This is a genomic window from Pontibacter toksunensis, assembly GCF_042686245.1.
Taxonomy (GTDB): domain Bacteria; phylum Bacteroidota; class Bacteroidia; order Cytophagales; family Hymenobacteraceae; genus Pontibacter; species Pontibacter toksunensis.
The window spans coordinates 217,240-230,734 of the sequence record NZ_JBHUOX010000005.1 but is presented as its reverse complement, the minus strand read 5'-3'; the positions used below and the strand labels follow the sequence as shown (position 1 = coordinate 230,734).

At 55.3% G+C, this 13,495-nt stretch carries 9 protein-coding genes; 5 read left to right on the top strand and 4 right to left on the bottom strand.

What is annotated here, in order from left to right; all coding sequences use genetic code 11:
• Positions 1-13 precede the first annotated feature (13 nt).
• Entirely contained in the window at positions 14-1,594 is a 1,581-nt protein-coding gene (gene ftsZ, locus ACFS7Z_RS09010; RefSeq protein ID WP_377483545.1) for a cell division protein FtsZ, read from the top strand.
• Positions 1,595-1,677: 83 nt separating this feature from the next.
• On the opposite strand, the gene ACFS7Z_RS09005 is transcribed toward ftsZ, so the two are convergent.
• From ACFS7Z_RS09005 to ACFS7Z_RS08990, 4 genes are all read right to left on the bottom strand, one after another.
• On the bottom strand, positions 1,678-2,202 hold the full coding sequence (locus tag ACFS7Z_RS09005) for an NADPH-dependent FMN reductase (protein ID WP_377483542.1): 525 nt from the start codon (positions 2,200-2,202) through the stop codon (positions 1,678-1,680).
• A 173-nt stretch (positions 2,203-2,375) separates the two neighbouring features.
• Positions 2,376-3,131: a succinate dehydrogenase/fumarate reductase iron-sulfur subunit gene (locus ACFS7Z_RS09000; RefSeq protein WP_377483787.1), complete on the bottom strand. Its 756-nt coding sequence runs from the start codon at positions 3,129-3,131 to the stop codon at positions 2,376-2,378.
• Positions 3,132-3,285: 154 nt separating this feature from the next.
• Positions 3,286-5,220 carry a fumarate reductase/succinate dehydrogenase flavoprotein subunit gene (locus ACFS7Z_RS08995; protein WP_377483540.1) on the bottom strand — a complete coding sequence of 645 codons (1,935 nt, stop codon included), beginning with the start codon at positions 5,218-5,220 and terminating at the stop codon, positions 3,286-3,288.
• 16 nt (positions 5,221-5,236) lie between these two features.
• Entirely contained in the window at positions 5,237-5,917 is a 681-nt protein-coding gene (locus tag ACFS7Z_RS08990) for a succinate dehydrogenase cytochrome b subunit (protein ID WP_377483538.1), read from the bottom strand.
• A gap of 408 nt (positions 5,918-6,325) precedes the next feature.
• Here ACFS7Z_RS08990 and ACFS7Z_RS08985 point away from each other — a divergent pair, with 408 nt between their 5' ends.
• The 4 genes from ACFS7Z_RS08985 (at position 6,326) to ACFS7Z_RS08970 (ending at position 13,334) form a co-directional block, all read left to right on the top strand.
• The gene (locus tag ACFS7Z_RS08985) at positions 6,326-8,917 is read left to right on the top strand and encodes a T9SS type B sorting domain-containing protein (RefSeq protein ID WP_377483536.1); all 2,592 of its coding nucleotides are present in this window, start codon (positions 6,326-6,328) and stop codon (positions 8,915-8,917) included.
• On the top strand, positions 8,917-9,342 hold the full coding sequence (locus tag ACFS7Z_RS08980; RefSeq protein WP_377483534.1) for a thiol-disulfide oxidoreductase DCC family protein: 426 nt from the start codon (positions 8,917-8,919) through the stop codon (positions 9,340-9,342). Before ACFS7Z_RS08985 ends, ACFS7Z_RS08980 begins: the two co-directional genes overlap by 1 nt.
• Positions 9,343-9,478: 136 nt before the next feature.
• Complete coding sequence (fabD, locus tag ACFS7Z_RS08975) at positions 9,479-10,360, top strand: ACP S-malonyltransferase (protein ID WP_377483532.1); 882 nt, start codon at positions 9,479-9,481, stop codon at positions 10,358-10,360.
• 598 nt (positions 10,361-10,958) lie between these two features.
• Positions 10,959-13,334 (top strand): T9SS type B sorting domain-containing protein, encoded by a 2,376-nt coding sequence (locus tag ACFS7Z_RS08970; protein WP_377483531.1) that lies wholly within the window; start codon positions 10,959-10,961, stop codon positions 13,332-13,334.
• Positions 13,335-13,495: the final 161 nt, after the last annotated feature.

Genomic DNA, 13,495 nt, shown 5'->3' with positions numbered 1-13,495 from the left:
AGGAGAAATTAGCATGACTTCAATGTATACGTTTGACTTGCCAGCCAGCGGTAAGTCTATCATAAAAGTGATTGGCGTCGGGGGTGGAGGCAGCAATGCTGTAAACCACATGTACGGCCAAGGCATCAAAGATGTAGAGTTCATCATCTGCAACACAGACGCGCAGGCTTTAAAGAGCAGCAGCGTGCCAAACAAGCTTGCTATCGGTCAGAACCTGACGGAAGGCCTGGGAGCAGGTGCTAACCCTGAGAAAGGAAAGCATGCTGCGCTTGAGAGCAAAGAGGAGATACGCGAGATGCTGAGTAACGACACCAAAATGGTGTTTATCACGGCTGGTATGGGCGGTGGTACCGGTACAGGTGCTGCCCCGGTTATTGCTAAAGTAGCCAAAGAACTGGGCATCCTGACAGTGGGTATCGTAACTGCTCCGTTTGTGTTTGAAGGGAAGAAGAAAAAAGTAGCAGCAGAGAACGGTATAAAAGAACTGAGCGAGAACTGCGATACCATTCTTGTCATCCTGAACGACAAGTTGCGTGAGATGTTTGGTAACCTGACCATCCGTGAGGCCTTTGCCAAAGCAGACAACGTGCTGACAACTGCAGCTAAGTCGATCGCTGAAATCATCACGGTTACTGCTGAAGTAAACGTTGACTTTGAAGACGTCAAAACAGTAATGAAAGACTCTGGTGCTGCAGTGATGGGTTCTGCAATAACAGAGGGCGAGGGCCGTGCCCTGCGCGCTGCTGAAGAAGCACTTTCATCTCCTTTGCTTAACAACACCGATATCCACGGTGCTCAGAAGATCCTGCTTTCGATTATGTCTGGTGAGCAGGCGGAACTGGAAATGGATGAACTGACTGAAATCACAGAGTACATCCAGGACAAGGCCGGCCAGGAAGCGGAAGTTATCTTCGGCCACGGAATCGATTCTTCACTTGGGCAGAGCATTCGCGTTACTGTTATCGCCACTGGTTTCGCCAGCGACGCAGAAAGCATTATTGAGCCAAAAAAAACTTTTTTTGATTTAGAAAGCCAAAAAAAAATTGAAGTAGCTGAGCCTGCAAAGCCAGAGCCGGCACAGGAGGTCGCTGCCTTTGTGTCTCGCCCGGTAGCGCCGGCCCCGGTGGTAACACCGCAGCAGCCACCTGTACAGCAAACGCCGCCACCAGCGAGACCAACATATGAGCAGCCGCAGCAGCCGGTACAGCGTCCTGAGCCGCAGCCAGTAAGGCCGCAGCCGATAGTGTTTGAACTGGATGGTAACGTGCAGGGCCCTAATACTCCTGCCAACTCTCCTTACAGTGCTCGTGAGGAAGAAGCCCGTGTTGCACGTGAGCGCGAAGCCCGCTTGGCAGAAGAGCGTGAACTGATGCAGCGTCGTGCTGAGGAGCGTCGTGAGCGCTTGCGTATGCTGAGCTCAGAAATCACTTCTGAGGCTATCAAGGAGAAACTGGATGTGCCTGCTTACCTGCGTCGCAACGTGGCATTGGACAGAGTATCGCACTCTTCAGAGCGTAACATCTCCCGCTTCAACCTGAACGACGACAATGAAATTCTGGGGGACAACCGTTTCCTGCACGATAATGTGGACTAGTCCCACGGATTCAATACAAACAGAAGGGCTCTGCATGAGAACATGCAGAGCCCTTCTGTTTGTATACCTTTAAGGAACTGCCTCTAAAACTTGATGAGCTGTTCTATGTGCTCTTCCATTAAGTCATTGTAAAGGTCGCTGGTGATGATCTTGCCGTCAAAGTTTTTCTCAATGTGGGCAAACTTCAGTTTCATGGCCATAATGTGCATGCCCAGGTAATGCAGTATGTCGGTGAGGTGGCTCAGGGCAAGGCCGCTGCCCTGCATGCCGGAAGACAAGCCAATCAGCGCCCCTTTCTTGTCCTTGAAAGGGCAGGGGTAGCTGAGGGCATCTATAAATGCCTTCAGTACGCCAGGGAAAGAAGAATTATATTCCGGAACCACAAAGACAAACTTCTCAGCGTCTTCTATAACCCGGGTGAGTTTATTGAACTCCTCATTTTTGCCTGAATTCTTGTACATCGCTGAAACAATGAAATCAGAGGGTAATTCGGCGAGGTCGATGATATGATAGTCCACCTTCCGCGTTTCCAGCTTAGAGGCATACAAATCTGCAATGGCTCTTGATCTGGAGGATGGTCTGTTAGTGCCTGATATGAGTGTAATCATGAATGTTGTTTCTTATACCTCCTTTAACAGCATTAACTGCTATAGGTTATAAAGGAGAAGACTTTACATTTTTCAGCTGATGCTATCGCTACCTGCCGTATAAAGATAAGCACCAGGTAAAATAAAAAAGGCGGGAACAGTAGCTGTCCCGCCTTTACTTCTGTTAAGGTATACTAAGCTATGTTCTCGGAAGTTGCTTTTGCCACAATATACTCTCTTCTGAGCATGTTGATGTTCTCCAGCGAAATTCCTACCGGACACTCAGCCGCGCAGGCACCTGTATTGGTACAGGCCCCAAAGCCTTCTATGTCCATTTGTGCCACCATGTTTTCTACGCGTGTTTTACGCTCTGGCTTACCTTGCGGCAGCAGGGCCAACTGCGACACTTTCGCGCTTACAAACAACATGGCAGAAGCATTTTTACAGGCAGCCACACAGGCACCACACTGAATACAGGTAGCTGCGTCAAAGGCTTTGTCCGCGATTGTTTTGGGTATTGGAATCTCGTTGGCATCCGGTACACCACCTGTGTTCACAGAGATGTATCCCCCTGCCTGCTGAATACGGTCAAAAGCAGAGCGGTCTACTACCAGGTCTTTGTGTACCGGGAAGGCAGCTGCTCTCCATGGCTCAATCGTAATGGTATCGCCGTCTTTAAAGTGACGCATGTGCAGCTGGCAGGTAGTGGTGCCACGCTCCGGGCCGTGTGCACGGCCGTTGATGAACAGGCTACACGCACCGCAAATGCCCTCTCGGCAGTCATGGTCGAAGGCAACAGGCTCTTCGCCGCGTATCATCAAGTCTTCGTTCAACACATCCAGCATCTCTAAGAATGACATGTCGGGAGAAACTCCCTTTACAGGATATGTTGCCAGCTGACCTGCTGTATCTCTATTTTTTTGGCGCCAAACCTTTAGTGTCAGGTCCATTGGTTTAGCATTTGGATTACTTCCAGCCATTTCTTTCTGAATTAGAAATTATAAATTATGAATTAGAAATTGTCAGAACTGATACCCTTGTATAACATTTCGTTACGGCTATTCATTTCTAATTTTGCATTTCTAATTTTTAATTATCAATCAATTATTTGTAGCTACGCTGTGTTAGTTTCACGTTCTCGAACTCCAGTTCCTCTTTGTGCAGAACAGGCTCGTTGCCAACACCTGTAAACTCCCACGCAGCTACATACGCGTAGTTCTCGTCATCGCGCAGGGCCTCGTTCTCCGGTGTCTGGGACTCTTCGCGGAAGTGGCCACCACAGGACTCACTTCTGTTCAGGGCATCCTCTACCATCAACTCCCCGAGCTCAATAAAGTCGGCTACGCGGTTGGCACGCTCCAGTGTCTGGTTCAGTTCTTCCCCGACACCGGTTACTTTCACATCGCGCCAGAACTCTTCGCGCAGCCTGCGGATTTCCTGCTTGGCTGTTCTCAGGCCTTCTTCGTTACGGGCCATACCGCAGTGGTTCCACATAATCAGGCCCAGTTCCTTGTGGAAAGCATCTACTGTGCGGGTGCCATTTATTGAAAGCAGCTGGTTGTTTATATCAATTACAGCCTGTTCCGCTTCCCTGAAAGCCGGATGATCTGTCGGCACTTTGTCGTAAGGCATCTTCGCAAGGTAATCACCTATGGTGTAAGGTATCACGAAGTAACCGTCTGCCAGGCCCTGCATCAGCGCCGATGCACCCAGGCGGTTAGCGCCATGGTCAGAAAAGTTACACTCGCCGGCAGCGTACAGGCCTGGTATAGTTGTCATCAGGTTGTAATCTACCCAAAGGCCACCCATGGTATAGTGAACCGCCGGGTAAATGCGCATTGGCCGTTCGTATGGGTTCTCATCCGTAATCTTGGCATACATCTCAAACAGGTTACCATACTTCGCTGCGATAGCTGCCTGGCCGTCACGTTTGATAGCATCAGCAAAGTCCAGGTATACCGCAAGGCCAGTTGAACCAACGCCGCGTCCTTCGTCGCAGGCAAGTTTTGCGTTACGGGAAGCAACGTCGCGCGGTACCAGGTTACCGAAAGCAGGATATTTGCGCTCCAGGAAGTAATCACGGTCAGCTTCGGCAATGTCATTCAAAGTGATCTCGCCTTTTCTTAATCGCTGCGCAGTTTCTACTGTTTTAGGCACCCAAACCCGTCCGTCGTTACGAAGTGACTCAGACATCAGCGTCAGCTTGGACTGGTACTCGCCTGATACCGGGATGCAGGTTGGGTGAATTTGTGTAAAACAGGGGTTAGCGAACAAAGCGCCTTTTTTATAGGCTCTCCAGGCTGCTGTAGCATTAGAACCCATGGCGTTGGTTGATAGGAAGAACACGTTACCGTAGCCACCGGTTGCCAGTATAACGGCGTGTGCACTATGCGATTCTATTTTACCGGTGATCAGGTTGCGCACCACAATACCACGTGCTTTGCCGTCTACCATCACCAGGTCCAGCATTTCTGTGCGAGGGAACATCTTCACCTTACCGTAGGCAATCTGGCGGTTAAGGGCAGAGTAAGCACCTAATAACAGCTGCTGTCCGGTCTGGCCGCGGGCGTAGAATGTACGGGATACCTGCGCACCACCAAAGGAACGGTTGGCCAGCAACCCGCCGTAATCACGGGCAAAAGGAACACCCTGCGCCACGCACTGGTCAATGATGTTAACCGATACCTGTGCCAGGCGGTAAACGTTCGCCTCGCGGGAACGGTAATCACCGCCCTTCACAGTATCGTAGAAAAGGCGGAAAACTGAGTCACCGTCGTTCTGATAGTTTTTGGCAGCGTTTATACCACCCTGAGCGGCAATAGAGTGCGCACGGCGCGGAGAATCCTGAAAGCAGAATGCCTTCACGTTGTAGCCAAGTTCGCCTAGTGTGGCAGCCGCAGAAGCACCAGCCAGGCCAGTACCTACTACAATGATATCGTATTTGCGTTTGTTGGCTGGGTTTACCAGCTTCACATTAAATTTATGCTTATCCCACTTTTCAGCTATCGGGCCTTCCGGGATTTTGGAATCTAATATCATAACAACTATAAATCAGTTAGTACAAAAAGAAGAAGTAGAGTGGGATAATGGCAAAGCCAAGACACACTAAAATAGAAAAGGCATATCCAAACTTCTGAATGAAAGGAGTGTATTTCTTATGATCCAAACCCAGTGTCTGGAAGGCACTCTGGAAACCATGAATCAGGTGATAAGCCAGTGCCACCATAGCGACAACATAAATGGCTACGTACCACCAGATCTGGAAAGACTCTACCACTCTGATGTAAAGGTTTTCATATTCTGCACCTTCTATCACCACTCCTTCCAGGCCGCCAAAGCGCGCAGGAACAAAGAAGTTCCAGAGATGGATGATAAGAAACACCAGGATAACCGTGCCTAACAGACCCATGTTACGGGAAGACCACGTGCTGTTATCCTGAGGGCGTTGCTCGACATAATCAACAGGGCGGGCAGCCTTGTTGCGGCGGACCAGCATGATGGCATCGTAAATATGGAAAAGGAAACCAGCCACAAGTACTATTTCCATGATGCGGATAACGATGTTATTCGCCATGAAATAAGAGTAAAGGTTGAAGGAGGCACCTCCGTCGTCGTTAAAGAGCTGCAGGTTACCAATCAGGTGTACGACCAGGAAAGAACACAGAAAAAGGCCCGTAACCGACATGATGATCTTGCGCCCCATTGTACTGGAAAACGTTTTAGTAAACCAACTCATTTGTGTTTGATAAAGGTTAAGTAAGTATGGGTTTTAATTACCAAAGGTAATAGCGGTCCCCTTATAAACCAATTTTAGCTTCATATTTTGAATCAATCTAAATTGTTACGCGTACCACAAAAGGCTACATGTATATAACCTATTTTCGATCCTTTTGTTGATAATAAAATCTCAAAAAAAGAGTTTTACTAAATACTTATATCTACTTCCTAAATTTACAGCCAAAATCATAATTGTATGCCAATCAGTTTACGCTTGAGGTATTTGCTGCGCGGCAGTCTGTTGTTAGTGCTGATCGCATTCTTGGGGATTTTCACAGACGCACAGGCTACGCATATCAGAGCAGGAGATATCACAGCAGTACGCGACACCACGCCCAACCCTAACCCACGGAGGTTTTTCTTCAGAATGAATATTTTTACCGATCAGGCTTCTTCCGCTGAAGACCCGATTGTGTACATGAATATGGGCGGCGGAGTGATACTGGAGGTGCCGCGCGACTCCGTTGTAAACATTGGAAACGAGACCGACCGGGAAGTATATATGTGGGAATACACGTTCCCTTCCGACGGTACTTTCAGAGTCTCATGGGTGGGAATCAACCGTAACCTGGGTATCCTGAACATGGCCCCACCCTCTGACCAACGCTCGTTTTTTATCGAGACGGTTATCAACATCAATGCCTTGCGGGGCTTCAACAGCACCCCCATACTTACAGTTGACCCGATAGACATAGCCGCGGTAGGCCGGCGGTATGTTCACAACCCCGGCGCCTATGACGCCGACGGCGACAGCCTCGCCTTCAAGCTCATCGTGCCCCGATATGAAGACGTGAATGGCAACATCTCGCCTGTGCCGGGCTACCAACTCCCCCACATCCCCTTCAACTGCACTACCTCCGACGGCTCAGGCCCGGCTACCTTCTCACTGGACCCTTTGACGGGGCAGATGACCTGGGACGCCCCCTGCCGCAAGGGCGAGTACAACGTGGCCTTCGTGGTGGAGGAGTGGCGTGTGTCTCCCGGCGGCGGGGCCGTGAAGCTGGGCGAGGTGGTGCGCGACATGCAGATACTGGTGCGCGAGACGCCCAACCGCCCGCCCGTGCTCGAGCCCAGGGACACCTGCATCGTGGCAGGCACCCTGCTGCGGGGGGTGGTCTCGGCCACCGACCCGGACGGGGACCTGATTGACCTGACGGTGGCCGGCTCGGGCATCGTGCCCCCGGCCACCTTCCAGCAGACCGTGCGCACGCCGGGCGAGGCGCGGGGCCTGCTGAGCTGGCAGACCGACTGCTCAGACGTGCGGGAGCGGCCCTACCAGGTGGTCTTCCGCGCAGAGGACGTGCGCCCGCCGGGCGAGACGCGCCTGGCCGACCTGCAGGCCTGGAACATCAAGGTGGTGGGCCCGGCGCCGGAGAACCTGGCGGCCCTGGGCGGGGATCGGAGCGTGACGCTCACCTGGGACCCCTACCTGTGCCGCAACGCCTCCTCCATCCGCATCTACCGCCGCGAGGGCCCCTCGGGCTACGTGCCCGACGAGTGCCAGACGGGGGTGCCGGCCTCCACGGGCTACGTGCTCATAGGCGAGGTGGAGGCCGGGGTGGCCACCTTCTTCGACGACAACGGCGGGCAGGGGCTGCAGGCCGGGGTGGAGTACTGCTACATCATCTACGCGGCCTTCCCCTCGCCGGGCCGGGGCGAGAGCCTTGCCTCCAACGAGGCCTGCGTGGCCATCAACCAGGACATCCCCTACATCACCAACGTGACGGTGGACGAGACGGACGCCGTGGACGGGCAGGTAACGGTGCGCTGGACGCAGCCCGAGGCGGAGCTTTTGACCCCGCCGCTGGAGTACCGCCTGCTGCGCAAGCAGGGGCTGGGGGCCGGCGAGGGCTATGTGGAGGTGTTCCGCAGCCGCAGTATGAGCGACACGGTGTTCGTGGACCGGGGCCTCAACACCCTGGAGCAGGGCTACCGCTACCGCCTGGAGTTCTACCAGTCGCCGGCTGCCGGGGGGCAGCCGACGGTGCTGCGCGAGGCGGCCGAGGCCTCGAGCGTGCGGCTGGCGGTGAGCGCGGCCACAGGGGACGAGAAGGTCCTGGAGCTGGTGTGGGAGTATGAGGTCCCCTGGGACAACAGCACCTTCCTGCACCGCATCTACCGCCTGGAGGGCAGCACGCTGACGCTGATAGACAGCGTGCAGGTGAGCGGGGGGCAGGGCAGCTACCGCGACACGGGCGCCTTCGGGGGCCTGGGGCTGGAGCGGGGCCGGGAGTACTGCTACGTGGTGGAGACGGCCGGCAGCTACGGCATCGCGGGCCTGCCCGAGCCCCTGCGCAACCGCAGCCAGCGGGCGTGCGCGCTTCTGGAGAAGGTGGTGTGCGCCCCGGAGCTGAGCGTGGACCAGCTCGACTGCGAGGCCTTCGCGCGCAACCCGCAGGAGCCCCCGTATGCGAACGTGCTGACGTGGGTGCCGCAGGTGACGGGGGACTGCACCGACCAGATAGCCTTCTACACGGTCTACTTCAAGTCCTCGCTGGAGGCCGAGTACGTGGCGCTGGGCACCACGGAGGAGACCACCTTCACGCACTCGGGGCTGGAGTCGTTTGCGGGCTGCTACCGGGTGAGCGCCACGGACGCGCAGGGGCGGGAGAGCGGGCTGAGCAACGAGGTGTGCAAGGACAACTGCATCTCCTTCCTTTTGCCCAACGTCATCACCCCCAACGGGGACGGGCTCAACGACGTGTTCCGGCCCGACCGGAAGACGGCCTTCATTAGGAGCATGAAGTTCAGGGTCTTCAGCCGGTGGGGGGTGCTGGTGTACGAGCGCAACGCCAGCAGCGGGGGCGACGACCTCTACATCAACTGGCCGGGGGTGGACAACCAGGGCAACCGCCTCACCGACGGCACCTACTACTACGAGGCCGAGGTGGAGTTCCACACCCTGGACCCCAAGCAGGCCAGGGCCACCTACAAGGGGTGGGTCGAAATCATCAGGTGATGAAAGCCAGAGAACCAGAGAAGCTGCAGGGTGAGTCCATTGTTTTTTACGATGGCACCTGCGGCTTTTGCCAAGCCAGCGTGCAGCTGGTGCTGAAACATAACAGGCGGCGGAATCTTTCTTTCGCAGCCCTGCAATCCGGTGTGTTAGAGGCACTGGTACCGGCTTCGCAACGCCCTGACCCACTGCCGGATTCTGTTGTGTTCTACGAGCGCGGCAGGCTTTATGTAGAGTCTGATGCAGTGCTTCACATCTCACGTCACCTCAACTTTCCCTACGCTGTACTTTACTATTTCCGGTTTATTCCTTTATCTTTCCGCAACCTTTTGTACCGCTTTATAGCCAGACATCGCTATAAGATTGCCGGTCAAACGGAGGCATGTATGCTGCCCAGCCCTGAAGAACGGGCACGGTTTATGGCATAAATTGGCTTGTGGTGTAAGTGCTGTGTTTCTGTGGCTTAAGCTCATGAAAATGCGGTAACCACATATCAATTTAACTATGAATGGATGCAGCACTTTTAAAAAAAAGCGAGGATAAACGAATAAGAATAAACGACGAATGAAGAAGGCATATGTTTTCCCCGGGCAGGGTTCTCAGTTCACAGGTATGGGTAAAGACTTGTATGAGCAATACCCCGAGGCAAAAAGACTGTTTGATAAGGCAAATGACATCCTGGGATTCAACATCACCGAAATCATGTTCAATGGCACGGAGGAGGAGCTGAAGAAAACCAACGTAACACAGCCGGCTATATTCCTGCACTCTGTGGCGCAGGCAGCAGTGGCGAAAGATTTCCAGCCGGACATGGTAGCAGGCCACTCTCTCGGAGAGTTTTCGGCACTGGTTGCCAGTAAGGTGCTCAGCTTTGAGGACGGACTAAAGTTAGTGCATAAGAGAGCCCTGGCAATGCAGAGGGCATGTGAGGCAAACCCATCTACTATGGCTGCCATTCTGGGGCTGGAAGACAATAAAGTAGTGGAAATTTGCGCATCTGTAGAAAATGAAGTAGTAGTAGCCGCTAACTTCAACTGCCCCGGGCAGCTTGTCATTTCAGGTTCTAACAAAGGAATAGAGATTGCCTGTGAAAAGATGAAGGCAGCAGGTGCCAAACGTGCCCTTCCTTTACCGGTTGGGGGTGCGTTCCACTCGCCCCTCATGAAGCCCGCTGAAGAAGAACTGGCTCAGGCCATTGAAAGCACTACTTTCAGCGAAGGCATTTGTCCAATTTATCAGAATGTTGATGCCAAACCGCACACAGATCCAGAGGAAATTAAGCAGAATCTTATAAAGCAGCTAACGGCGCCGGTGCTCTGGACCCAGTTGGTGCAGGAGATGATTGCTGATGGCGCGACCCATTTTATAGAGTGTGGCCCTGGTAAAGTATTGCAAGGACTTGTAAAGAAAGTAGAGCGCACTGCAGAAGTAAGTTCTGCTGAGTAGACTCTACCCCAAGCAAAAGTATAAAGTCCTTTCCGGCATATGCCAGAGAGGACTTTTCTTTTTAAATGTGAAGGATAGCCAGGTGGTGGTGGTGTACAGGAACGGCAACAACCTTATGCCAAGATGATAACGTGATAAAATTGTATCTTAATAATATAAAATAAGTATATTTATTCTGACTTAGAATGTCTACGCACCTCCTGAAACCATCACTATGCCGGATTTTATGAAAAAAAGATACCTGTGGCGGGGAGTACTGTTAGGGCTGCTGGTACTTATACTAGGTACTTTCACAGAAGCACAGGCAACACATATCAGAGCAGGAGACATTACGGCGAAGCGGGATACCACACCCAACCCTAATCCGCGCCGTTTCTTCTTTACCATGACGATTTACCGTGACTCTAGGTCACAGGAGAAGAACTTTGCAGTCAGCATCAATACAGGCGAGGGAATAGAAAACGTAGATGTTGCTTCTGTGACAGACATAGGCAATCAAACTGAGAAATGGGTTTATAAATGGGAGCACACCTATAGTTCTGATGGTACGTTTGTTGTCTCCTGGGTTGGTATTAACCGCAACAGGAACATTCTGAACATGTCTCCGCCTACCGACCAGCGGTCTTTCTACATTGAGACGGTCATCAACATCAATGCCTTGCGGGGCTTCAACAGCACCCCGGTGCTGACGGTGGCGCCTATTGATGTGGGTGCTGTTGGCCGCCGTTTCGTGCACAACCCCGGCGCCTACGACGCCGACGGCGACAGCCTCGCCTTCAAACTCATCGTGCCCCGCTACCAGGACGTGAACGGAAATATTTCGCCTGTGCCGGGTTATATGTTGCCCCATCTTTATGATAATTGCACTACGTCCGACGGCTCCGGGCCGGCTACCTTCTCACTGGACCCTTTGACGGGGCAGATGACCTGGGACGCCCCCTGCCGGCAAGGGCAGTACAACGTGGCCTTCGTGGTGGAGGAGTGGCGTGTGTCTCCCGGCGGCGGGGCGGTGAAGCTGGGCGAGGTGGTGCGCGACATGCAGATACTGGTGCGCGAGACGCCCAACCGCCCGCCCGTGCTCGAGCCCAGGGACACCTGCATCGTGGCAGGCACCCTGCTGCGGGGGGTGGTCTCGGCCACCGACCCGGACGGGGACCTGATTGACCTGACGGTGGCCGGCTCGGGCATCGTGCCCCCGGCCACCTTCCAGCAGACCGTGCGCACGCCGGGCGAGGCGCGGGGCCTGCTGAGCTGGCAGACCGACTGCTCAGACGTGCGGGAGCGGCCCTACCAGGTGGTCTTCCGCGCAGAGGACGTGCGCCCGCCGGGCGAGACGCGCCTGGCCGACCTGCAGGCCTGGAACATCAAGGTGGTGGGCCCGGCGCCGGAGAACCTGGCGGCCCTGGGCGGGGACCGGAGCGTGACGCTCACCTGGGACCCCTACCTGTGCCGCAACGCCTCCTCCATCCGCATCTACCGCCGCGAGGGCCCCTCGGGCTACGTGCCCGACGAGTGCCAGACGGGGGTGCCGGCCTCCACGGGCTACGTGCTCATAGGCGAGGTGGAGGCCGGGGTGGCCACCTTCTTCGACGACAACGGCGGGCAGGGGCTGCAGGCCGGGGTGGAGTACTGCTACATCATCTACGCGGCCTTCCCCTCGCCGGGCCGGGGCGAGAGCCTTGCCTCCAACGAGGCCTGCGTGGCCATCAACCAGGACATCCCCTACATCACCAACGTGACGGTGGACGAGACGGACGCCGTGGACGGGCAGGTAACGGTGCGCTGGACGCAGCCCGAGGCGGAGCTTTTGACCCCGCCGCTGGAGTACCGCCTGCTGCGCAAGCAGGGGCTGGGGGCCGGCGAGGGCTATGTGGAGGTGTTCCGCAGCCGCAGTATGAGCGACACGGTGTTCGTGGACCGGGGCCTCAACACCCTGGAGCAGGGCTACCGCTACCGCCTGGAGTTCTACCAGTCGCCGGCTGCCGGGGGGCAGCCGACGGTGCTGCGCGAGGCGGCCGAGGCCTCGAGCGTGCGGCTGGCGGTGAGCGCGGCCACAGGGGACGAGAAGGTCCTGGAGCTGGTGTGGGAGTATGAGGTCCCCTGGGACAACAGCACCTTCCTGCACCGCATCTACCGCCTGGAGGGCAGCACGCTGACGCTGATAGACAGCGTGCAGGTGAGCGGGGGGCAGGGCAGCTACCGCGACACGGGCGCCTTCGGGGGCCTGGGGCTGGAGCGGGGCCGGGAGTACTGCTACGTGGTGGAGACGGCCGGCAGCTACGGCATCGCGGGCCTGCCCGAGCCCCTGCGCAACCGCAGCCAGCGGGCGTGCGCGCTTCTGGAGAAGGTGGTGTGCGCCCCGGAGCTGAGCGTGGACCAGCTCGACTGCGAGGCCTTCGCGCGCAACCCGCAGGAGCCCCCGTATGCGAACGTGCTGACGTGGGTGCCGCAGGTGACGGGGGACTGCACCGACCAGATAGCCTTCTACACGGTCTACTTCAAGCCCTCGCTGGAGGCCGAGTACGTGGCGCTGGGCACCACGGAGGAGACCACCTTCACGCACTCGGGGCTGGAGTCGTTTGCGGGCTGCTACCGGGTGAGCGCCACGGACGCGCAGGGGCGGGAGAGCGGGCTGAGCAACGAGGTGTGCAAGGACAACTGCATCTCCTTCCTTTTGCCCAACGTCATCACCCCCAACGGGGACGGGCTCAACGACGTGTTCCGGCCCGACCGGAAGACGGCCTTCATTAGGAGCATGAAGTTCAGGGTCTTCAGCCGGTGGGGGGTGCTGGTGTACGAGCGCAACGCCAGCAGCGGGGGCGACGACCTCTACATCAACTGGCCGGGGGTGGACAACCAGGGCAACCGCCTCACCGACGGCACCTACTACTACGAGGCCGAGGTGGAGTTCCACACCCTGGACCCCAAGCAGGCCAGAGCCACCTACAAGGGGTGGGTCGAGATTGTTAGGTAGTAGAAGAATATACTGTGAAATCATGAGCAACATGTTATGAGCAGGTTCGGAAAGGGAAGTGTATGGATGATACTTCACTTTCCAGGCTTGTGGGACATTTGGCAGGAAGTATGCAGCACTTTCAAAAAAGAAGTTTAGCAGCAAAGATTATGCACTGCTGA

Excerpts from the sequence above, each read along its gene's own strand:
- ftsZ (WP_377483545.1), top strand. The coding sequence starts at position 14 with ATGACTTCAATGTATACGTTTGACTTGCCAGCCAGCGGTAAGTCTATC.
- ACFS7Z_RS09005 (WP_377483542.1), bottom strand. The coding sequence starts at position 2,202 with ATGATTACACTCATATCAGGCACTAACAGACCATCCTCCAGATCAAGA.
- ACFS7Z_RS08995 (WP_377483540.1), bottom strand. The coding sequence starts at position 5,220 with ATGATATTAGATTCCAAAATCCCGGAAGGCCCGATAGCTGAAAAGTGG.
- ACFS7Z_RS09000 (WP_377483787.1), bottom strand. The coding sequence starts at position 3,131 with ATGGACCTGACACTAAAGGTTTGGCGCCAAAAAAATAGAGATACAGCA.
- ACFS7Z_RS08985 (WP_377483536.1), top strand. The coding sequence starts at position 6,326 with ATGAATATTTTTACCGATCAGGCTTCTTCCGCTGAAGACCCGATTGTG.
- ACFS7Z_RS08990 (WP_377483538.1), bottom strand. The coding sequence starts at position 5,917 with ATGAGTTGGTTTACTAAAACGTTTTCCAGTACAATGGGGCGCAAGATC.
- fabD (WP_377483532.1), top strand. The coding sequence starts at position 9,479 with ATGAAGAAGGCATATGTTTTCCCCGGGCAGGGTTCTCAGTTCACAGGT.
- ACFS7Z_RS08970 (WP_377483531.1), top strand. The coding sequence starts at position 10,959 with ATGTCTCCGCCTACCGACCAGCGGTCTTTCTACATTGAGACGGTCATC.
- ACFS7Z_RS08980 (WP_377483534.1), top strand. The coding sequence starts at position 8,917 with ATGAAAGCCAGAGAACCAGAGAAGCTGCAGGGTGAGTCCATTGTTTTT.